The sequence below is a fragment of the Dermabacter vaginalis genome (genome assembly GCF_001678905.1).
In the GTDB taxonomy this organism is placed as follows: Bacteria; Actinomycetota; Actinomycetes; order Actinomycetales; family Dermabacteraceae; genus Dermabacter; species Dermabacter vaginalis.
The window spans coordinates 2,033,273-2,053,434 of the sequence record NZ_CP012117.1 but is presented as its reverse complement, the minus strand read 5'-3'; the positions used below and the strand labels follow the sequence as shown (position 1 = coordinate 2,053,434).

Here is a 20,162-nt window from a genome sequence, read left to right as displayed (position 1 = left end):
TCGCCGGCTCAGCGCGCGAGGGTTTTGGCGGGCACGGAATCCGGTCGGCCGGAATTATGGGTCCGACGGATGCTAAGCGCCGCTCGAGACTCTCACATCAGGCGTTTGACGGCGGTGAGCACCTCGGTGAGCTTCTCATCAATCACGGCGGGGGAGCCGTCGGTGGCCGCATCCCGCACGCAGTGGCGCACGTGATCCTCGACGAGGCCGAGCGAGACCGCTTCGAGGGCGCGTTTGACGGCGCTGACCTGGGTGAGCACGTCGATGCAGTACGTGTCGTCCTCGAGCATGCGCTGGAGCCCGCGCACCTGGCCCTCGATGCGCTTCAAGCGCCGCACGTAGGCGGTTTTGTCGGCGTGGTAGCCGGGTGCGGTCTCGTGCGGGGCCGAGCAGCAGTCGTTCATGGGCAGATCAGTCCTCGAGGTAGTCGACAAGCGAGGAGGCGAGCCCGACGTAGGTCGCGGGCGTGAGGGCGAGGAGGCGCTCGCGCTCCTTTTCAGGAAGGCCGAGCGACGTGATGAACTCTCGCATCGCGTGACCATCCACGCGCTTGCCGCGCGTCAGTTCCTTGAGGCGTTCATACGGTGAATCCATCCCCTCGACCCCCTGAATGCCGAGCGTGCGCATGGCGGATTGGACGGCTTCTCCGAGGACCTCCCAGTTGGCGTCGAGATCGCGTGCCATCTGCTCGGCGTCGGTATCGAGGCCGGCGAGCCCTCGCTTGAGGTTGGAGATTGCGAGGAGCGAGTGGCCGAAGGCGGGCGCGATATTGCGCTGCGTTGTCGAATCGGTGAGGTCGCGCTGGAGGCGCGAGGTGACGAGGGTCTGCGCGAGAACATCGAAGAGCGCGCCCGAGATCTCGAGGTTCGCCTCGGCGTTTTCGAAACGAATGGGGTTGACCTTGTGCGGCATGGTGGAGCTTCCCGTGCCGCCCTGGGCGCTCAAGCGCTGGCGGAAGTAGCCGAGCGAGATGTAGGTCCACATGTCGGTCGCGAGATTGTGGAGGATGCGACCCGCGCGCGCGACGTCCGAGTAAATTTCCGCTTGCCAATCGTGGCTCTCGATTTGAGTTGTGAGCGGGTTCCACGTGAGGCCGAGGTGCTCCACGAAGCTCTTCGCGATCGCGGGCCAGTCGGTGCCGGGCACGGAGACGGCGTGGGCGGCCCACGTTCCGGTCGCACCGTTGATCTTCCCGAGGATCTCGTCGGCCTCGAGCCGGGCGATTTGGCGCTTGAGGCGATAGGCAAACACGGCGAGTTCCTTGCCGAGGGTCGTGGGGGTCGCCGCCTGGCCGTGGGTGCGGCTCAGCATGGGGATGTCGGCACATTCGCGTGCAAGCTGCGCGATATCGGCGGTGAGGTCTCGCAGCGCCGGAAGCCACACGTCTTCGAGGGCGCCCTTGATCATGAGGGCGTAGGAGAGGTTGTTGATGTCTTCGCTCGTGCAGTAGATGTGCACGATTTCGGCGAGGGGCTCGAGGCTCGTGCCTGCGAGGCGGCGTTTGATGTAGTACTCGACGGCCTTGACGTCGTGCACGGTTTCGCGCTCGATCTCGGCGTGTTCGGCGATGCCCTCGGCGCCGAAATCCTCGGGGATCTGGCGCAGGAGGGTGCGTTCTTCCTCCGTGAGAGAGCGCAAGCCGGGGATCGCGCCCTGGTCGAGGAGGTGGATCATCCACTCGGTCTCCACGATTATGCGGGTGCGGTTGAGGGCGGCCTCGCTGAGGTGATCCACGAGTGGAGCGACCTGGGCGCGGTAGCGGCCATCGAGCGGGGTGAGCGGAAGAGCGGGGTCAATTTCACTGAGGCGCATGCAGCCATTTTGGCACGGACTGCGTGCGAGTGCGCCCTGCACGTACCATTCCTGCATGGCCGAAAACATTCACGTGCGAAGCGCGCTCGAGTCGATCCCCTCCTACGTTCCGGGGAAGCCTGCGCCCGCGAACGCGTACAAGGTGAGTTCGAACGAGTCGCCGTTTGCGCCGCTTCCCGAGATTCGTGCCGCGCTTGAGAGGGAACTCGCGGGGCTTAACCGCTATCCCGACATGGCGGCGGTGAGGCTTCGTACTCTCCTCGCGGCCGAGCACGGGGTCGAGCCCGCGCAGATTCACGTGTCGACGGGCGCCTCGGCCGTTCTCGGTGACCTCGTGCGCGCACTCGCCGATCAGGGCGACGAGGTGATTTTTCCGTGGCGGAGCTTCGAGGCGTATCCGATTCTCGTGCAGTCCCACGGTGCGACGGCCGTCCCCGTTCCCCTCACGGAGCTTCATGAGCTCGACCTCGAGGCGATCGCCGAGGCTGTCACGGAGCGTACTCGTCTCATTTTCCTGTGTTCCCCGAACAATCCCACGGGTACGGTGCTCAGCACGCCCGAGCTCGTGGCGTTTCTCGAGCGCATTCCCGATACCGTGACGGTCGCGCTCGACGAGGCCTATGTTGAATTCGCCGATCCCGACGTGCGCGCGGATTCAGCGCGAGCCTTCGAGAATTTCGAGAATCTCGTGCGCGTGCGTACCTTCTCGAAGGTGCACGGCATCGCGGGGCTCAGGCTCGGTTATGCGATCGCCCACCCGCGGCTCGCGGATGCGCTGGACAAGGTCGCGATTCCGTTCGGTGCCTCGAGCCTCGCTCAGACCGCCGCGTGCGTGGCGCTCGAGGAGCCGGCCCGGAGCGAGCTTGCCGAGCGGGTCGAGTGGATTCGCCGGGAGCGCTCGCGGGTGCAGCACGCCCTCGAAGGCTTGGACCTGGGCTGCACACTCGTGCCGTCGCACGGCAACTTCGTGTACCTCCCGCTCGGCGAGCGCACGGGGGAGTTCGTGCATTTCGCGCTCGAGCGGGGTCTCGTGGTGCGGGGGTATGGATCCGACGGTTGCCGGATCACGATCGCGGAGGAAGCCGCAAACTTGCGCCTGATCGCCATTGCGCAGGCGTGGGACGAGCAGAAAAGCTGAAACCTACGCCACCGTAGGTTAGGCTGGGTTTCGTGAGTGTTTTCCAGACCGCGATTCCCACCCCCGCTTCTAGCGAGCCGACGCTCCAGCTTCTTTCGCCCGACGGCACGCGCACGCCGCATGACGAACTCGATGCCGCGCTCGCGCACCTCGACTTCGACGACCTGCGTGGTTTCTACCGCGACATGGTGATCGTGCGCGCCGCCGACCACGAGGCGACCGCTTTGCAGCGGCAGGGTCAACTAGGGCTCTGGGCGAGTGCCGTTGGCCAGGAGGCCGCGCAGATCGGTGCGGGGCACGCTGCCCGCGCCCACGACTATCTCGTTCCGACCTACCGCGAGCACGGCGTCGCGTGGGCGCGCGGTATCGAGCCGTGGAAGCTCCTTGAAGTGTGGCGCGGCATCAACCACTGTGGCTGGGACCCGCGCGAACTCATGACGCATCCCTACATGATCGTGCTCGGTGCGCAGGCTCCCCAAGCAGTTGGCTACGCGATGGGGATTACGCGCGATGGCGCATGCGGTACGGGCGATGCGGAGGTCGACACGGCCGTCCTCGCGCTCTTTGGCGACGGCGCGAGCTCTGAGGGAGAAGTTTCCGAGGCCTTTACGTGGGCCGCGAGTTTCGAGGCCCCGATCGTGTTTCTTTCGCAGAACAATCAGTGGGCGATCTCGACCGCGACGAGCGTGCAGACCCGCGTCCCTCTCGCCCAGCGCAGCCGCGGCTGGGGTATCCCCTCGGTGCGCGTTGACGGCAACGATGTGCTCGCGAGTTACGCCGTGAGCCGGCTTGCGCTCGATGCGGCGCGCGGGGGGCAGGGGCCGCGCTTCATCGAAGCACTCACCTACCGCATGAACGCGCACACGACGAGCGACGAGCCCCGCATCTATCGTGGCGAAGACGAGGAGAAACGCTGGGCGGCACTCGACCCGATCGAGCGTTTTGAGGCGTATCTCAAGCGCGAGGATCAGCTGGATGCTGCCTTTGTGGAGCGTTGCAAGGAGGAGGGCCACGATCTTTCCATGAGCCTCCACCACCACATTCACGCTCTCGAGGATCCGGATCCGATCCAGATTTTCGATCACGTGTACGTTGACGAACACCCCCTCGTGGCCGAGGAGCGCGCCGAGTACATTCGCTACATCGAACAGTTTGAAGAGGAGGGCGAGGGCAAGTGAGCATCGAAAAGCTCCCGATCGCCCGCGCGATCAACCTGGGGATCCGCGAGGCGATGCGCGCGGACGAAAAGGTCATGCTCATGGGAGAGGACATCGCCCGGCTCGGCGGCGTGTTCCGCGTGACGCAGGGGCTTCTCGACGAATTCGGTGATCTCCGCGTCGTCGATACGCCACTCGGTGAGGCCGGCATTGTGGGCTCGGCCGTGGGTCTTGCCTATCGCGGCTACCGCCCGATTTGCGAGATTCAGTTCGACGGCTTCGTGTTCCCCGCCTACAACCAGATCACGACCCAACTCGCGAAGACCCACTACCGCACCGAGGGGCGCGTGCGGATGCCCGTTGTCATCCGCATCCCCTATGGCGGTGGTATCGGTGCTGTTGAGCACCACTCGGAAAGCCCCGAGGCGCTCTTCGCCCACACCGCTGGTCTGCGGATTCTCACGCCCTCCAATGCGAACGACGCCTACTGGCTCACGCGCCAGGCAATCGAATCGGATGACCCCGTCATCATGCTCGAGCCGAAGCGTCGTTACTGGGTGAAGGGCGAAGTGGACACCGAAAACAGGCCCGCGCTCAAGCACTACCAGGCGAACGTCGTGCGAGAGGGTGCGGATCTCACGCTCGTCTCATGGGGTCCGACGGTCCCCGTGGCTCTCGAGGCAGCCCAGGCCGCAGAGGACGACGGCCTCTCGCTCGAAGTGATCGACCTGCGCAGCCTCAACCCGATCGATTTCGATTGTCTCCAGGCCTCCGTCACGAAAACGGGCCGGCTCGTCATCGTTCACGAGGCTCCCGTATTCGGCGGCCTCGGAGGCGAGATCGCGGCGCGCCTCACGGAGCGCTGCTTCTATAGCCTGGAGGCCCCCGTTATGCGCGTGGGCGGCTACCACACGCCGTATCCGCCGGCGCGCATGGAGCACGCCTACCTGCCCGACCTCGAACGCGTTCTTGACGCCGTTGACCGCTCCCTCGAGCACTGATCTATCGAGCATCGACTCACCCGAAAGGTTCCCTCATGAGTAGCATCACCCAGATTTGCCTCACCGATCCCGGCGAGGGCCTCACCGAGGCAGAGATCATCGAGATCAAGGTGAAGGAGGGCGATCGGGTCGAAATCAACGACCCCGTTGTGACCGTTGAGACGGCGAAGAGTGCGGTCGAGCTTCCCTCGCACGTCGCAGGCATCGTCGCCAAAGTCCACGTGAAGGAGGGCGACGAGCTCAACGTGGGCGAGCCCATGTTCGATATTGAGACTTCGCCGGAGGCGGAGCAGGCGTCGGAACCCGACGCTCCCGAAAAGGCCGACGCTTCCGAAAAGCCCGAGGAGACCGAACCGAAAACCCTGGTGGGCTACGGCGCGCGCGAGACGCCCACACCGCGTCGCAAAAAGCGCGCGATCGCGCAGAGCGGTGCGGAACCGCAGGTCCCGATCGACCGCATTCTCGCGAAGCCGCCCGTGCGCAAGCTCGCGAAAGACCTTGGCGTGGCCCTTCACGAGGTGCTCGCGACAGGACGCGGGGGAGTCGTGACCCGTCAAGATGTCATTGCCGCGTCGCAGCGCTCGCTCGAACAGCACCCCGCGCAGAACCCCGATCAGACCGGAAGCTTCTTCCCGAGCGAAGAAAAGCAGGCGCCGGAGAACCTTGCCGGGCACATGAAAACCCCGAAGAGCCAACCGTTCCCGGGGGTGACGAGCGACGAGCAGACGACGCGCGTACCGATCCGCAGCGTGCGTAAACGCACCGCCGAAGCAATGGTGAGCTCGGCGTTTACAGCGCCGCACGTCACGGTGTTCAACGAGGTCGATATGACCGCAACCCTTGAACTGCTCGACACGCTCAAGAAAAGCCGCGAGTGGAAGGACGTCAAAATCTCCCCGCTCGTCGTGCTCGCGAAGGCGCTCCTCGTCGCGATTCGCCGCAATCCCGAGGTCAACGCCTCGTGGGACGAGGAAAGCCAGGAGATCGTCTACAAGCACTTCGTAAACCTCGGCATCGCCGCGGCTACCCCGCGCGGCCTCATCGTGCCAAATATCAAGGATGCGCACCTTCTCACGCTGCGCGAGCTTGCCGTGAGCATCAACGACCTTGCGCAAACGGCGCGTGCGGGCCAGACGCCGCTCTCCGCAACCCGCAACGGCACGATCACGATCACGAACTTCGGTGTGTTCGGCATCGATTCGGGCACCCCGATCCTCAATCCCGGCGAGTCAGTCATCCTCGGCTTCGGCGCGATTAAGAACAAGCCGTGGGTTGTGGACGGCGAGATCGTCTCTCGCAAGGTGTGCTCACTCGCGCTGAGTTTCGATCACCGCCTCATCGACGGCGCGCTCGGCTCGGAGCTGCTTCGTGACGTTTCGGCTGTTCTCGAGAACCCGAGTCTCGGACTCGTGTGGGGCTGACGTACGCTAGAGCGGTGATGGACGACCAGGGAGAGCGCGGGAGCCTTCGCCGTGAGGACCCGCTCATGCGCACGGCCGAATTCGCGGCCGTCACGAGCACGGACACGGCCGCGGTGCGTATTGAGCCCAAGCCGCTGCCCTTCCGTAAAGGCGCCCCGTGGGTGGCACTCGGCGGCGCCGCCGGTGCGGTTGTGCGCTATGCCCTTTCGGTCATCCTCCCTGCCACCACGACCCTGACGCTCGTCGATCTCCCGTGGGGCACACTCGCTGCCAACTTTCTTGGATGCTTGATCCTCGGCGTGCTCACGGGATATTGGGACGAGCGACCACCGAAGTATGCGCAGTGCAAGCTTGTGCTCGGCACCGGATTTTGTGGCGGTTTCACGACGATGAGCACATTCACGAGCGAGATTGCCGCGATCATTGGCGCGGGCTTCCCGCTCGAAGCCCTTAAATACGTGACCGCGAGCGTCCTCGTATGCGTCCTCGCGGTCATGGTGGGCCTCGTTGCGGGTAACCGCGTGGGCGTGATGAGCACGCGCGAACACGCCGCGGAAGGGGAGGAAGCGCCTTGATCGCCCTCATCGTTGCCCTCGGAGCCGCTTTCGGTGCCGCAGCCCGATACGGGCTCACATTCGTGCCCGCCCTGAAGCCCTCAACGAGCCCCGATAAGCCCGCCTCGCCCATTCCATGGCCGACGTTTGTGGCGAACGTGATTGCCTCGTTCTTTCTTGCAATCGTGCTGCGTCGACTCGGCGGCACGACCGACCTCGTTGCGGCGAGCTTCGCGGCGCTGTTCGGAGCAGGGTTTTGCGGCGCGCTTTCGACCATGTCGACCTTCATGCTTGAAATCGTGATGCTCGTGCGCTCGCGCGCCACGGTTACGGCCCTCGGCTACTACGCGCTCAGCCTTGGTTCGGCCCTCGCAGCGTTCTGGCTTGGCATTGTGGTGACTGCGTGAGCCGTGCGCACATGCGCGCGGTGATCGCCGCGCTCCTTATCTCGTGCGTGGCCCTCGCGGGCGGCGCGGCAGCGGCCTTGGCCGGCGCGCGCTACGCGGCAGGGGACGCCGAAATCCTGCTCGCGAACGCGGGCCGAGCAACCGAGACTCTGCTCCCCGTGAGTGCAGCACTCGCTGCTGCTGCGGGAGCGCTTACACTCGGCGGATCGATTCTCGCAGGATGGCTACTCGACCCTTCACCCGAGCCCGCCGCATGGACGGTGCGCGCACGAGAGCGCGCCATGACGATCGCGTTCGCGAGCGCGATCGCATGGACCCTCCTCCTCATCGTCCAGTTCATCCTCGCGTATTCGCTCTCCTCCGGCCAACCTCTATTTTCGGCCCACTTCGGTTCCGATATCGGCGTGTTCGCCGCGAGTGACCTTGGCGTATGGAGCATTACCGCGATCGCCGCAACCGCACTCGCGAGCGCCGTCGGGGTATCGGGAACGGGCACGCGAACCGCCAGAGCCACAACCTTCACGGCTCTCGGCGCGGTCGTTGCCAAGGGCATGACGGGGCACGCCGCGGGAAGCGTGAGCCACGAAAGTGCGACGAGCTCGATGTTCTTCCACCTCCTCGCCTTCTCGGTGTGGGTCGGGCCCCTCCTGGTGCTGCAATTCCTCCCCGCACTCCACGATGACGATGAGCCCGAAATGCGGCGCGCGGTCGAGCGTTTCTCCTCCCTCGCGCTCCTCGCGTGGATCGGCCTTGCTCTCTCGGGCGTGCTCGCACTCCTCGCGCGCTTGAGCGCACTCAGCGAACTCTTGACGCATCCATATGGGCAGCTTGGCCTCGCGAAGGCGGCGTTGCTTCTCGTTCTCGGTGTGTGCGGTTACGTTCAGCGGCGCGTGCTCGCGCGGCGCACATCCCTTGTGCGCTCCGGTTTTCGTGAACTCGCGCTCCTCGAGATTCTCCTCATGGGCGCCGCGATCGGTCTTGCCGCCGCGATGTCGAGTTCGCCGCCGCCCGCGCAAAACATCCCACCGCCAGCCACGCCCGCGGGCATTCTCACGACCTACGCCCTTCCTCCCGATCCGCGAAGTTTTGCCTCTCTCACGCAGGTGAGGCCCGATATTTTCGCGATCGGCGCTTCGATCCTCGCACTCACGTGGCTTCTCACACGGAGGGTCGCGCGCGGAGTTGATCACCAGAACCGGCGCTGGATCGTTCTCGCTCTCGTTCTTTACCCACTCCTCGCCTCGAGCGCACTCGCGGTCTACTCACGAGTGCTGTTCAGCGCGCACCTCGCGCTCTCGCTCGCCCTCCTTGTGCTTCCGGGAAGCGCCCTCGGGATGGGGGTAAGCGAGACCTTTCTCGACGGGGTTCGGCGTGTGCTCGGCAGGCGTCGGGCCTTCGCCTACGCAATCGCCCTTGTGCCGGCGTTCGCTCTCGCCTGCGCCTACCTTGTGCCAGCGATCATGCGCCGACTGCTCGAATCTCACCCCGCAAATCTTGGCCTTGACCTCGCGATGATGGCGTGCGGTGCCCTGCTCGTGGTGCTCATGCGCGCGGGGAAGAAAGGAGCCTTCGCGCTCGGCACCTTTGCTCTCGTGGTCGTACTCGCGTGGATGGCGTTCACGCCGTACGCGATCGCCCCGAGTTGGTTCGGAGCCATGGGGCGCACGTGGTTTGCCGATACCCTCCGTGACCAACACGTGGGCGCGGGCCTCGCCGCCGTGATCGTTGCGATCTACGGGGCGGCGGTGTGGGGCGCGACGCTTACTTCTCGAAAATCGCGCGCGCGGTCGCAAGGCGCGCGAGGAGACGCTCGCGATCGGTAAGCGGGAGGCGGATCGGCTGATCCTCGGGTAGGGAGTCGAGGCTGCTCTGCTCGTTCCACGGCGTTTGTTCCGCGATGCGTGTGGAGTGCGTCGCGGTGCGCACGCGGGAAGCGACGCCCGAGACGGCGCCGCGGAGGCCAGCGCCGCTTTGGCGGGGAGCGGTGCGGTGAACATCGGCATCGGCGCGTGACTTGAGCTTTTCGAAGCGTGCGAGCGCGGGCGACGGCGTGCCCGTCTCGAGCTCGTCGAGGAGTTCTTTCATCGCGTATGCCGCGATGTCGGCCTGCTGAGTGAGGATCGGCGTCACGCCACCGAGCACGCGCACCTGGCCGAGCACGGCAAGGTCGCGGCGCGAACGAGGGAAGGCCCCGAGTGAAAGGTCGCTCGTGTACGCGGGGTCGAGGTAGTCGACGCCCGGTTCGTAGCCGGTCGCGAAGACAATCAAATCGAAGCGCGTGAACGGCAAGTGCATGCCGTCCTGGAGAACTTCGATGCGACGCTCGTCCACGAGCTTAAGGAAGGAATCCGAGACGATCGGCTCATCTTCCATGACTGAAACCTTGGGCTTTGGCAGACCCACGGCCTCGGGGCGGCCAATCGCGCGCTCGATGAGCTTCTCGGCGACAGTGTCGTTGAAGGCGCGACCGAGGAAGGTCGGCTCGAGCCTCGCGAGCGAGTCACCGGCGAACGGGCCCCACGTGCGCGGCACAACCCAGTGCGCCTCGGTGGGATGGAGGGCCACGCGGCGGTTGGCCTTGGCGAGTTCAACGGCGACGTCGGCAGCCTCTTGGCCGCCACCGATCACGAGCACGTTCTTCTCGGTCGTTTCCTCACCGCCGAGGAAGTTCTTCGAATGAATCGTGCGCACGCCCGATTCACGAGCCTCATGCCACAGCGGCGGAAGGAACGGACGCTGCGAGACGCCGTGCGCGGCGATGATGCCGGTGTAGGGGCGCACTTCGCCCGAGGAGAAATCCACTTCCCATTGGCCCTCGCCAAACGAGCGGGCGCTGCGCACGGCCTTGTTCGGTTCAAAACGCTCCGTGAGGCCGTGATGGGAGGCGTAGGCGCGAAGGTAGGTCGCGTATTCATCGGTGGAGGGGAACGAGGGGAAGCTCACGGGCATGCGCAGATCCTCGAACTGCGTGTGAGACTTCGAGGTGGCGAGCTTCATGCTCGGCCAGGTTGGGGCGTCCTCGTTTGCGACGTTCCACACGCCACCCACGTGGTTTTGCGTATCCACCAGATCGAACTCCACCCCGAGTGAGGACAGGGCGGCTGCGGCCGCGAGGCCCGAGGGGCCGGCTCCGATCACAAGAACGGATCCGCGTGTGAGTGCAGTCATGGCGGGGGTATGCCTTCCAGAACGACGCCAGATTAACGTTCCACATGCTAGGGCGCTCGCGTGCAAAAAAGCTGTGATGGGAACGGTCTCTTCTCAGGGCCGCTGCGTATGGTGGAGGCACTATGAGCGACTACGCAGAGCCTTTTTCGCCCAGCCTTGCGCCCTTCCACGAGACCTTCGGAACCTTCACGCCCGAAGCGATCGTTTTCGATTGTGACGGCGTTCTCCTCAACACCCAGAGCCTGTGGGAAGACACTCAGGTCGAGTACCTTGAGGCGCGCTCCCTCGAAATGGACGAGGAGCGCCGCCGGTGGCTTGTGGGCCGTGACGTGAAAGACGTGGTCATCGCGATCGCCGAGCTCACGGGGGAGATCCCCGAGGAAGTGGGCGAAGCCCTCAAAAAGATCTACTTCGCGAAGCTTGCCGAAGATATCCCCGTGCTTCCGGGAGCAGCGGAACTGCTGAAAGCCGCCAGCTCCCGCATCCCCGTCGCGGTGGCCTCGAACAGCAACCGCGCTCCGCTCGTGAGCGAGCTTGCCGACGTAGGCCTCCTCCCGTACATCGACCACGTCGTCTCCCTCGACGATGTTCCGAACCCCAAACCCGCCCCTGACATCTACGTGCGCGCGTGCGAGTTGCTCGGCGTCGCCCCCGAACGCGCCCTCGCGATCGAGGATTCGGAAACGGGCGCGCAAGCGGCCTCCGCCGCCGGGTGCCGGCTCATCGTCGCTCCCACGATCCCCGGTCAGGAGCCCGAGGGCGAGCTTGAGATCGAGGCGATCGGCGATGCCGGTCTTCGTGAATGGGCCGCGACGTGGCCCGATCGTCGCGAAGGCTATTCGCCCGTGTATAACTCCCTTGGACTCGTACGCCACGAAATCCCCGAAGCGATCGTGACCGATTGCGACGGCCTCCTTCTCGATACGGAGGCGCTGTGGACCGAGACGCAGCTCAAGGTTCTCTACGACGCGGGCGTATCGCCTACGGAAGGGGACCTGGGCGCGCTCATGGGCACGACCCTCGAGCAAACCGCCGAGATCCTCGGCGAGATGACGAACCAAGACCCCGCCCACGTGCAGCAGCTCGTGACCGACGATTTCCAGGCGCGGCTCGGAAGTGACGTTCCCGTCATGCCGGGCGCGCGCGAGTTCCTCGAACTCGCCTCGACAAAGGTGCCGATCGCGGTCGCTTCGAACTCGTGGCATGAGATTCTCGAGAAGAAACTCACGGGCGCTGGTCTCATCGAATATTTTGAGAGCCTTCAAAGCGCGAGTACCGTCGGAAACCCCAAGCCCGCCCCGGACATGTACGAGGCCGGCGCGAAAGCCCTCGGGTGCGAGCCCTCCCGGTGCCTCGCGTTTGAGGATTCGCCAATCGGGGCGCGCGCCGCAAAAGCAGCCGGCATGACCTTGATCGGGATCCCCTCGACGGGGCAACCGATCGACGTGGCCGACGTGACGCTCTCCTCCTTGAGCGACCCCGACTTCCTCGCGTGGGTGAAGAGCTGGCCGAACCGAAAGCAGGACTGACATGACGAGCGAGAACTTCCGCGAAACCGCACGCCCCCGCGCCTCCGAACTGCTCGGCCGTTCCTGGCTCAACACCGGCGGAGTTGATCTGAGCCTTGAGGATCTGCGCGGCAAGATCGTGATCCTCGACTTTTGGACTTTTTGCTGCGTGAACTGCCTGCACGTGCTCGACGAGCTGCGCCCTCTCGAGGAGAAATGGTCGCAAGAAGTCGTCGTGATCGGCGTGCATTCCCCGAAATTCTCGTTCGAGCGCGATCACGACGCCCTTATCGCCAACATCGAACGCTACGGCGTTGAGCATCCCGTTCTCGACGATCCCGACCTGCGCACGTGGAGCGAATATGGCGCGAAGGCCTGGCCGACCCTCATGGTTCTCGACACGCACGGACGCATCGCGGCGTCAATGTCGGGGGAGGGGCACGCGGCGAACCTTGACGGGATCATCTCTCGTCTCGTGAGTGAGGCGGAGTCCGACGGTAGCCTCGTGCGCGGCGATGCCCCGACCGTTCTCGAGCAGTCCGAACTCCACACACTGCGTTTCCCCTCGAAGGGTGGCCTTTTGCCCGATGGGCGCATTGTCGTGAGCGACGCGGGGCAAAACCGCCTCGTGGTGTTCGAAGCCGATGGCGTGAGTGTCGACGAAGTGATCGGCACGGGCGAGCGCGGCTGGAATGACGGTGACGCGGCCGAGGCACAATTCTCTCAGCCGAACGGCGTCGCGGTGCTTCCCCCCGAGATCGCTGACCAGGTGGGTTACGACCTCGTGATTGCCGACACCGGGAACCACCGTTTGCGCGGTGTGCAGCTCGGCAGGCGTCGGCTCCTGCGCCCCCGAATCGAAAGCCATGTGTTTACCCTCGCCGGTAATGGTGAGCAGTGGATGCAAGGCCAGGCTCTGCCCACCGGCACGGGCACCCCGGTCCAGTTCGCCCTCTCGACTCCGTGGGATGTGGAGTGGGACGATGTATCGGGGCAGATCGTGATCGCGATGGCGGGCATCCACCAGATGTGGACCTATAGGCCCGCGGCGCTCAACGACGACGGCGAGTTCGTGGACGTGGGTGCTCTCGCGGTGCTCGCGGGCACGACCCAGGAGGGGCTCGTGGACGGCGCGCTCGTACGCTCGTGGTGGGCGCAACCCTCGGGGGTCACGGTTGATGCGAACGGAACCGTGTTCGTCGCGGATGCGGAAACGAGCGCCGTGCGCGTGATCGCCGCGGACCGCAGTGAGGTGACAACTCTCGTAGGCGAGGGTCTGTTCGACTTCGGCCACGTGGACGGGCCGCTCGAGAAGGCGAGGCTCCAGCACCCGCTCGGCATTACCGTCCTCGCCGACGGTCGCCTCGCGGTCGCCGATACCTACAACGGCGCGGTGCGCATCATCGACCCGATTCACGATTCCGTGGTGACCGTGGCGACGGGGCTCTCGGAGCCGAGCGACCTGATCGTTGTGGATCCGATTGACGGGCTTGCGCAGCTCATCGTCGTGGAATCCGGCGCACACAAGCTCACGTGGATCTCCATTTCGCCCGCCGCTGAGCAGGTCATCGATGAAGGTGCGCAGCAGACCGAACGACCGGCAACTGCGGTCTCGAATGCGGGGCCGCTCACCGTGAAGGTCGCCTTCACCCCTCCCGAGGGGCATAAGCTCGACGAATCCTTCGGCCCCGCCGTGCAGGTGAGTGTTTCGACGACGCCGCCGGCGATGCTCGTGAGCGGCGGCGGCACGTCGAGCGAGCTTGAACGCGAGATTGAGCTCGACCCGAACTACAGCGAAGGCGTCATTCACGTCAGTGCGCGCGCAGCCTCGTGCGACGCCGACCCGAGCGTCGAGTTCCCCGCCTGCCACATGCACCAGCAAGACTGGGGTGTGCCCGTGACCCTGACCGAGGAGGGCACGCGCACGCTCGTCCTCTCGCTTCTCGCATGAGCGCCTTCGCACTCGGGGCCGACACCGCCTGGATGCTCGTTGCGGCCGGTGTTCTTTCGCTCATTGCTCTCGCTCACCCGTGGGTGTGGCTCGCGCGTGGCGGCGACGGCGTCGATGAGCGTGCGCCGCGGATCGGCACGCTCGTGACGGCTGCCTCGCATTCCGCGCTCTGGGGAGGGCTTGGCGCGGGAATTCTCGTGGCGCTTGCGCCCGGTGATGCGGCCGACCGGCTTTTACGCGGCGGATCCGTGTTTATGGGAAGCATCCTCGCGGTCGTGGTGGCGGCGCTTGGCACGCTGCTCGCCGCGCGTGCGAATGTCGATGGCCTCGATCCGGACGCCACTGATGAACCGCGAAAGCCACGCCTTTCTGCGGCGAGAGCCCTGCCCGGGAGCGTGCGCGGAATCGGCGTGGGCGCCGCAACGCTTATGCTCATCGCCCTCGTCGTCGTGAAACATGCCGATGCGGGGCCGCTTTTGCTTCTCGTTGCGCTCGGACTTGCCGTAGGTGGGGCGGCGCTGCGTTCCGGTGTCGCGCTCTCGCTGTTGGGAGAGACGGGAGCGCTCATCGATGTTGGCGCACTCGAGCACTCGCGTGAACGGGACGCCGTTCCCTCCGCCTCCCTCTCGCCGAGGCTCGCCCGTGGCCCTCTTCGTGCCGTCGATTCCGCTGCGCTTGCCGCCCTTCTTGGTGGCGCGATTATGACGCTGGGCGTGCCCATTGTGGGGCTCGCGGGAATAGTGTCCGCGCTGCTGCTCTTTTGTGGCGCACTCGCGGCGCTCATCGCTTCGTGTGTCATACCCGCCGGATCAACGCGTTCCTCGCGTTTTGTGAGCGCCGGACTCACGGGAATCATTCCGCTCGCTCTCGTGGGCTCGTTGCTCACCCTGTGGCTGCCCACTCGCTACGCGAATCTCCGCATGGCCGAAGTGGGGCTCGGAGAATTCAACGACCCGTTGCTCGTGTCACTCTTCGTCGACTCGGGCACTCAGCAGGCGCCCAGTTCCGTTGCGCGTGATGAGGTGGAACCTCTCATCGAGAAGATCGTCGCGCAATTCCCTGACTTCTACGCCAACGTGGGTGATGCCCCCGAAGCGCAAAGCGTGGTCGATACGCTCATGTTGCACGCGATCAACCCCTCGTTCGTGACGGGTCTCGCGCTCGTCATTGGAGGCGCACTCGCCCTCCTTGCGGGCCTCGCGATCGTGTGGCCGCATGTGCGAGCCGAGACCGCCATGGGAGAAGGCTCCTCGCGCGGGATTGTCGCGGCGCGCTTCGGGCGTATCAGCCCGTCGGCGGTGGGCCTCGGTTCCAGTCGCGCACTAGCACTGCTCGCCATTGCCGCCCTGCTCGGTATCGCCGCGGCATGGGGCCTTGCGACGGCCGCCGCTGGAATCGCCTACCTCGGTTACTATCTGCTCGCACTCGCCGCTGCCGCCGCGGCAGTGATGTGGGGCGGATTCTCGGCGATCGCGGGCGACGCGAGTATCGTCCTGGAATCCGACGGTGGCGCGGCAAGCGTCGGACGCCCTGACGCTAAGGATCCCCACGCCGCCGCCGATCGTTCCTCCCACAAGGCTCTTGCCGGCGCGGTCCTGGCGCTTGTGGCAAGCGCGGCCGCCCTTCCACTCGTGGCACCTATTGCGGGGGCGATGCGCGCGGCACAGCAGCAGGGTGCGCTGTGGGCCGACAGGCAGCTGCGTGCGTTGACCATCGACTCGCCGACGGTCGTTCTCGGCTTTTTCTTCGGGATCGTTGCGGTTCTTGCGGTCTCGGCGTTCGTGGCGACGCCCGCGCGCGCTGTGCTCGCCAATGCGGTGACCGAGGCGCGCATTGCCCTTTCTGACCGGGCAGGCGATGGTGCGGGGGCTGGGGACTCGTGGGATTTTGACGATGACCTTGGTTTCGAGGGCCTTGAAAGCGCACTTCGCCGCACCTCCGCAATCGTGGTGATGTGTGCACTACTGGCCCCGGTCCTGTGCGGTTTCGGGCTCGGCGCAGCCTCACTTCCGGCATTTGCGGTGGGCGCTGTAGCGGCGTCGGGCCTCGTGGCTGCCGCTGCGCACATGCGCGTCGCCTCGAGTGAGGCCGCCCGCGCTCGGGTGGAGCAGGGCGCGGCCGGTGGCGCTGAGTCGCTCGCGTATTCGAGCGTGCTCACGGAAGTTTCGGAGGCGCGTGCGCGATTGGCGCTCACCTTCTCTCTTGCCGGTGCCTCCGGCTTCGGTGTGATAGCAACGCTCATGACGCTTGCGACGGCGCCTGCGGTCGTGGCACTCACGGGTGATGAGGCGACGCATCCGCTCGTGCGGATCGTGATCGTCGTTGCGGCCCTCATGGTGCTCGTCGTCCCGATCGTGCTGTCGCGGGGCCTCGAGCAGGTCGATCTCGCCGACAATTTGCGAGAAGCGAGCGAAAGCGTTGATCGGGAGTCGCGCGCCTCGAAAACGGTGCGCGAGAAGGCCTCGAGTACGCAGGTACAGTCGAAGAAATCGGCGGCGCAGTCCACACGAGGCTCGGGTGGCCGAAAGGCGCGTAAGCCCTCGAAGAAGCGCGGTGTGAGTAAGACGGCCGAGGGTGACGATGATTCGCGCGAATCGGTCGAAACTGCTGACGGTTCCTCGGACGGCTCGACTGCGGCCGATATCGATGATCTTGGCGCTGCAATCTTCGGTGGGCCTGAGGTTCCGAACAAGAAACGCGGGCGTCAACGGAAGTAGAGCTGAATTGCGCAGGTGTGAACTTCTCGCGCCGGAAAACTACCGGTGCGGGGCGTTCTCATCCCTCGCGGATCTACATCGTGCTGAATCGCTGCGGCGGTTTCCCTTCAACAGCATCGATTCGAGCCTTGTCATGCTCCTGGTCTTCAGGTGTATGGGATTCCTGGTACTGACGAGCTATTATCCGAGACATTTGGCGTGACTGAGCTCGAGCTCGCTGCGCCTATCTTTAGCGATCCCTCATCGACGCCGACGGACGCGGTGCCTCACGGCACTTAAGTGCAGAGGCCAAACAAGGTTCACAGCTCTCCCGTCTTGTTCTCAGTAGCTGCAGAAAGTAGGTCTAGTCTAGGATTCCGGGCAATCTCGCTTGGCTTTTTCGACTTTTGGAGTTGGAGTCTCATGAGTGTCGTCGATCTTGCTTCCGCGCTTGTCAAAATTTCTAGTGTCTCCGGGGATGACTGCGGCATGAACCGTGTGCAAGACGCGGTGATTAATTTCGTGAGCGCCCAAGATAGCGCCGTCGTCGTCGACCGGTACAGAGGGAGTCGCCCTTGGACGCTGCTATCTACTCCAGCAGCATTAAAGAAGAGCGAGCCTGCGGTTGTCTTTGCTTGCCATACCGATACCGTCCCGATTACATCCCCGGACTTATGGACCACCGACCCATTGGGTGGAGCTATCGACGGTGACCGGCTGCTTGGTCGCGGTAGCGTTGACATGAAGGGCGGACTCGCTGCAGCAGTATTCGCACTGGTGGCTGCTACCAAACGTGGAACCCCCGCGCATCTTCTACTTACCGCAGACGAGGAGATCGGGTCACGTGGTGCCGCCAACGCCGTCGAGGCCGTGAAGAAATTTCCCGTCAAGGGGATCGTTATCCCCGAAGCGACTAATCTTGACGTTCATAGCTGCCATAGGGGTGCAACTTGGTACACCTTCAACGCCGCCGGAAAAGCAGCTCACGGTTCAACTCCGCATCTTGGCTCTAATGCAATTGAAACACTTACTGAAGCTCTTATCCGGTGGAAAAGTAGTCAGCCCCTCGAGATGGATCGCAGACTCGGTACCGAGTCACTAAATATCGGAACAATTCGCGGTGGTAACGCCACCAATATCGTTCCTGATTGGGCCGCGGCAACGATCGATTTTCGAACCGTCACGCAACACGCTCCTATGGAACGCCTTAGTGGTCTTCCAGATTTAATCGATGTGGGCGTAGATTTGGACCTCGCACCTCTGACGACTCCCCAGGACAATGAGTTCGTAACGGCACTACCGGCCCAGAGCGTCGCGGAGCCGGTTCCCTATTTCACTGATGGTTCCGTACTTACTACGGCTCTCCCCGGGATCCCCATTGTTGTCTGGGGGCCGGGAGAGCCCCATCAGATGCATTCGGTGGACGAATCGATTGAGCTTGATCAGCTGGAACACGCCGTCGATCTCTTTAGCGAAGTCCTCGTCTAGCTCATACAACACCGCTCTGGAGTGGCATGACAGACTCGCCCCAAGCTACGGTCATTGGTAGGTTGAAGGGCTGGGTGTCCTCCCCTCGCCACTGGCGTTCAATCTGATCTAGGGCCATATGCGCGAGCTCGCTATACGGCTGTACAACGGTGGCGAGCCGTGGAGATGTCCAAGCGCCCGTGGGGATGCCGTCAAAGCCGATAAGAGACAAATCTTCTGGGATCCGAACTCCACTGTGTTGACCGGCCGAGATTAGTCCAATGGCTGCGATGTCGCTTGCGGTAAACACTGCGGTTGGTCGATTTTTTATCCGCATGAGGCGCGGCAAGCTAGCCGCCCCAAACGCCTCAGAATAAGGCCCCGACAGAACTAGCTGTTCGTCAAATTCAATCCCTCGGTCTTGAAGCGCTTCACTATAGCCGCTTAGGCGTTCGCGCGCCGAGCGTAAGTTTTGTGGGCCTGCAAGATGTGCAATCCGACTGTGGCCTGCACTTACGAGGTACTGGGTTGCTTGGTAGGCGCCCCCGTAGTGATCTGCTCCTACATATGAAGCCTGGAGACGCTCGGCTACTTCGAGGCTTTCATCGAGAAGGACGAGGGGGAAGTGGGCTGGAACACCCCCTAACACCTTCTGATCTCCAGACATCGAAACGTACACGGCAGAGTCAACATCGGGCGAAGCAAGTACCCAGTCCAGAATTTCTTGCTCGCGCTCGCGTGAACCGTTTGAAACGGCGATTTGTGTTCGAAGTGAGCGCGACTGGGCAGCCTCCACAAAAACCTGTGCGAGGTGCGAAAAGTAGGGGTTTGAGAGTTCGGGAAGAACGAGGGCTACGGAACGCAGCTTATTGCGGTGTCGCACGTGCCCCGTGGTCTTGAGTGCCGCTTCGACGCGGCGCTCTGTTTCGGAGTTGAGACGCAGCTCGCCACGCAGGTAGCGCGACACTGTTGATGCTGAAACGCCTGCCTCGCGCGCGACAGCCCTCATCGACACGATGAATTCCTCCAAACTCCTTGCACCCAACCGAAGGTGACTGTAATATCGAACACACCAAGTATTGCGCGATGTTGCGCAACAAGTCAAGGGAGATGAAATGGCGAAGGTTCTACTTGCTGGAGAATCGTGGATCAGCGCAGTGGTCGACCACAAGGGATACGACGCGTTTCCGCACACTCAGGTGCATATTGGTTGCGCCAAATTGCTCGAAGTCCTCAAAGAGTACGGGCACGACGTCACGCATATGCGATCTCACGACGTGGCCGAGTTTTTCCCCCGCACCATCGAAGAACTCAATGAATTTGACGTTGTTCTGCTCTCAGACATCGGCTCGAATACCATGCTTCTTCCACCCGAAGTCTTTGAACAGGGCCTGCCCAGCCCAAACAGGCTTCATCTCCTTCGCGAATGGGTTAACAAAGGCGGAGGCCTCATGATGGCTGGTGGCTACCTGTCGTTCCAGGGCTTCCAGGGGATGGCAAATTACGCGGGAACGGCTGTCGAAGATGTACTCCCCGTCAACATTTCCCGCTGGGATGACCGGATCGAAACCCCTCAGGGTGTTTCAGGTCAACTTGAACAGGCTGCTGAAGGCCATCCTGTCACCGATGGGCTCGATGCGGAATGGCCGATCCTGCTTGGCTATCAAAAGCTCGCGGCAAAGGACGACGCTAAGGTGCTAGCCACCGTTGAAGGAGATCCGCTTCTCGCCGTACGCGAGGTAGGAAAGGGGCGAACGCTAGCCTTCGCCTCCGACATTTCGCCACACTGGGCACCCGAACCGTTCATGAACTGGGTTGGATACGGTCGCCTCTTCTCTCAAGCCATTGAATGGCTTGCCCACAATTAATCCCATATTTCACA

16 protein-coding genes are annotated in these 20,162 nt (G+C 63.8%); 12 read left to right on the top strand and 4 right to left on the bottom strand.

Annotated features, from left to right (window positions below; all coding sequences use genetic code 11):
- Positions 1–92 precede the first annotated feature (92 nt).
- Positions 93–404, bottom strand: coding sequence for a metal-sensitive transcriptional regulator (locus DAD186_RS09055; protein ID WP_065248388.1), 312 nt, complete (start codon positions 402–404; stop codon positions 93–95).
- A 7-nt stretch (positions 405–411) separates the two neighbouring features.
- A complete protein-coding gene (gene purB, locus DAD186_RS09050) occupies positions 412–1,812 on the bottom strand; it encodes an adenylosuccinate lyase (RefSeq protein WP_065248827.1) in 1,401 nt (466 codons plus the stop codon).
- Between the two features lie 55 nt (positions 1,813–1,867).
- On the opposite strand from purB, the gene DAD186_RS09045 reads away from it, so the two are divergent.
- The 7 genes from DAD186_RS09045 to DAD186_RS09015 are packed head-to-tail and all read left to right on the top strand — an operon-like array spanning position 1,868 to position 9,313.
- Positions 1,868–2,950 carry a histidinol-phosphate transaminase gene (locus DAD186_RS09045; protein ID WP_065248387.1) on the top strand — a complete coding sequence of 361 codons (1,083 nt, stop codon included), beginning with the start codon at positions 1,868–1,870 and terminating at the stop codon, positions 2,948–2,950.
- A gap of 32 nt (positions 2,951–2,982) precedes the next feature.
- Positions 2,983–4,128, top strand: a complete 1,146-nt coding sequence (locus tag DAD186_RS09040; protein WP_065248386.1) for a thiamine pyrophosphate-dependent enzyme — start codon at positions 2,983–2,985, stop codon at positions 4,126–4,128.
- Positions 4,125–5,108: an alpha-ketoacid dehydrogenase subunit beta gene (locus tag DAD186_RS09035; RefSeq protein ID WP_065248385.1), complete on the top strand. Its 984-nt coding sequence runs from the start codon at positions 4,125–4,127 to the stop codon at positions 5,106–5,108. The genes DAD186_RS09040 and DAD186_RS09035 overlap by 4 nt, the downstream gene beginning before the upstream one ends.
- A gap of 35 nt (positions 5,109–5,143) precedes the next feature.
- Positions 5,144–6,529, top strand: coding sequence for a dihydrolipoamide acetyltransferase family protein (locus tag DAD186_RS09030; protein ID WP_065248384.1), 1,386 nt, complete (start codon positions 5,144–5,146; stop codon positions 6,527–6,529).
- 17 nt (positions 6,530–6,546) lie between these two features.
- Positions 6,547–7,104, top strand: coding sequence for a fluoride efflux transporter CrcB (gene crcB, locus DAD186_RS09025; RefSeq protein WP_082991171.1), 558 nt, complete (start codon positions 6,547–6,549; stop codon positions 7,102–7,104).
- A complete protein-coding gene (locus DAD186_RS09020) occupies positions 7,101–7,490 on the top strand; it encodes a fluoride efflux transporter FluC (RefSeq protein ID WP_065248383.1) in 390 nt (129 codons plus the stop codon). Before crcB ends, DAD186_RS09020 begins: the two co-directional genes overlap by 4 nt.
- Positions 7,487–9,313, top strand: a complete 1,827-nt coding sequence (locus DAD186_RS09015) for a copper resistance D family protein (RefSeq protein WP_082991170.1) — start codon at positions 7,487–7,489, stop codon at positions 9,311–9,313. The genes DAD186_RS09020 and DAD186_RS09015 overlap by 4 nt, the downstream gene beginning before the upstream one ends.
- On the opposite strand, the gene DAD186_RS09010 is transcribed toward DAD186_RS09015, so the two are convergent.
- Positions 9,252–10,658: an NAD(P)-binding domain-containing protein gene (locus tag DAD186_RS09010; RefSeq protein ID WP_065248382.1), complete on the bottom strand. Its 1,407-nt coding sequence runs from the start codon at positions 10,656–10,658 to the stop codon at positions 9,252–9,254. The genes DAD186_RS09015 and DAD186_RS09010 overlap by 62 nt on opposite strands.
- 122 nt (positions 10,659–10,780) lie before the next feature.
- On the opposite strand from DAD186_RS09010, the gene DAD186_RS09005 reads away from it, so the two are divergent.
- The 4 genes from DAD186_RS09005 to DAD186_RS08990 all read left to right on the top strand — a co-directional run bounded on the left by DAD186_RS09005 (position 10,781) and on the right by DAD186_RS08990 (position 18,301).
- Positions 10,781–12,187 carry an HAD family hydrolase gene (locus DAD186_RS09005; protein WP_065248381.1) on the top strand — a complete coding sequence of 469 codons (1,407 nt, stop codon included), beginning with the start codon at positions 10,781–10,783 and terminating at the stop codon, positions 12,185–12,187.
- Position 12,188: 1 nt separating this feature from the next.
- Positions 12,189–14,117 (top strand): thioredoxin-like domain-containing protein, encoded by a 1,929-nt coding sequence (locus DAD186_RS09000; protein ID WP_065248380.1) that lies wholly within the window; start codon positions 12,189–12,191, stop codon positions 14,115–14,117.
- The gene (locus DAD186_RS08995; RefSeq protein ID WP_065248379.1) at positions 14,114–16,834 is read left to right on the top strand and encodes a hypothetical protein; all 2,721 of its coding nucleotides are present in this window, start codon (positions 14,114–14,116) and stop codon (positions 16,832–16,834) included. The genes DAD186_RS09000 and DAD186_RS08995 overlap by 4 nt, the downstream gene beginning before the upstream one ends.
- A gap of 402 nt (positions 16,835–17,236) precedes the next feature.
- Positions 17,237–18,301 carry a M20 family metallopeptidase gene (locus DAD186_RS08990; protein ID WP_065248378.1) on the top strand — a complete coding sequence of 355 codons (1,065 nt, stop codon included), beginning with the start codon at positions 17,237–17,239 and terminating at the stop codon, positions 18,299–18,301.
- Position 18,302: 1 nt separating this feature from the next.
- Here the strand turns inward: DAD186_RS08990 and DAD186_RS08985 are convergent, their stop codons facing one another.
- Positions 18,303–19,289: a LacI family DNA-binding transcriptional regulator gene (locus tag DAD186_RS08985; protein ID WP_065248824.1), complete on the bottom strand. Its 987-nt coding sequence runs from the start codon at positions 19,287–19,289 to the stop codon at positions 18,303–18,305.
- 70 nt (positions 19,290–19,359) lie between these two features.
- On the opposite strand from DAD186_RS08985, the gene DAD186_RS08980 reads away from it, so the two are divergent.
- The gene (locus DAD186_RS08980; protein ID WP_223845748.1) at positions 19,360–20,148 is read left to right on the top strand and encodes a glutamine amidotransferase; all 789 of its coding nucleotides are present in this window, start codon (positions 19,360–19,362) and stop codon (positions 20,146–20,148) included.
- Positions 20,149–20,162 lie beyond the last annotated feature (14 nt).

What these genes read in the sequence shown, in the direction of transcription:
- DAD186_RS09055 (WP_065248388.1), bottom strand. Translation starts at nt 404, where the DNA reads ATGAACGACTGCTGCTCGGCCCCGCACGAGACCGCACCCGGCTACCAC.
- purB (WP_065248827.1), bottom strand. Translation starts at nt 1,812, where the DNA reads ATGCGCCTCAGTGAAATTGACCCCGCTCTTCCGCTCACCCCGCTCGAT.
- DAD186_RS09045 (WP_065248387.1), top strand. Translation starts at nt 1,868, where the DNA reads ATGGCCGAAAACATTCACGTGCGAAGCGCGCTCGAGTCGATCCCCTCC.
- DAD186_RS09030 (WP_065248384.1), top strand. Translation starts at nt 5,144, where the DNA reads ATGAGTAGCATCACCCAGATTTGCCTCACCGATCCCGGCGAGGGCCTC.
- crcB (WP_082991171.1), top strand. Translation starts at nt 6,547, where the DNA reads ATGGACGACCAGGGAGAGCGCGGGAGCCTTCGCCGTGAGGACCCGCTC.
- DAD186_RS09010 (WP_065248382.1), bottom strand. Translation starts at nt 10,658, where the DNA reads ATGACTGCACTCACACGCGGATCCGTTCTTGTGATCGGAGCCGGCCCC.
- DAD186_RS09005 (WP_065248381.1), top strand. Translation starts at nt 10,781, where the DNA reads ATGAGCGACTACGCAGAGCCTTTTTCGCCCAGCCTTGCGCCCTTCCAC.
- DAD186_RS09000 (WP_065248380.1), top strand. Translation starts at nt 12,189, where the DNA reads ATGACGAGCGAGAACTTCCGCGAAACCGCACGCCCCCGCGCCTCCGAA.
- DAD186_RS08995 (WP_065248379.1), top strand. Translation starts at nt 14,114, where the DNA reads ATGAGCGCCTTCGCACTCGGGGCCGACACCGCCTGGATGCTCGTTGCG.
- DAD186_RS08990 (WP_065248378.1), top strand. Translation starts at nt 17,237, where the DNA reads ATGAGTGTCGTCGATCTTGCTTCCGCGCTTGTCAAAATTTCTAGTGTC.
- DAD186_RS08985 (WP_065248824.1), bottom strand. Translation starts at nt 19,289, where the DNA reads ATGAGGGCTGTCGCGCGCGAGGCAGGCGTTTCAGCATCAACAGTGTCG.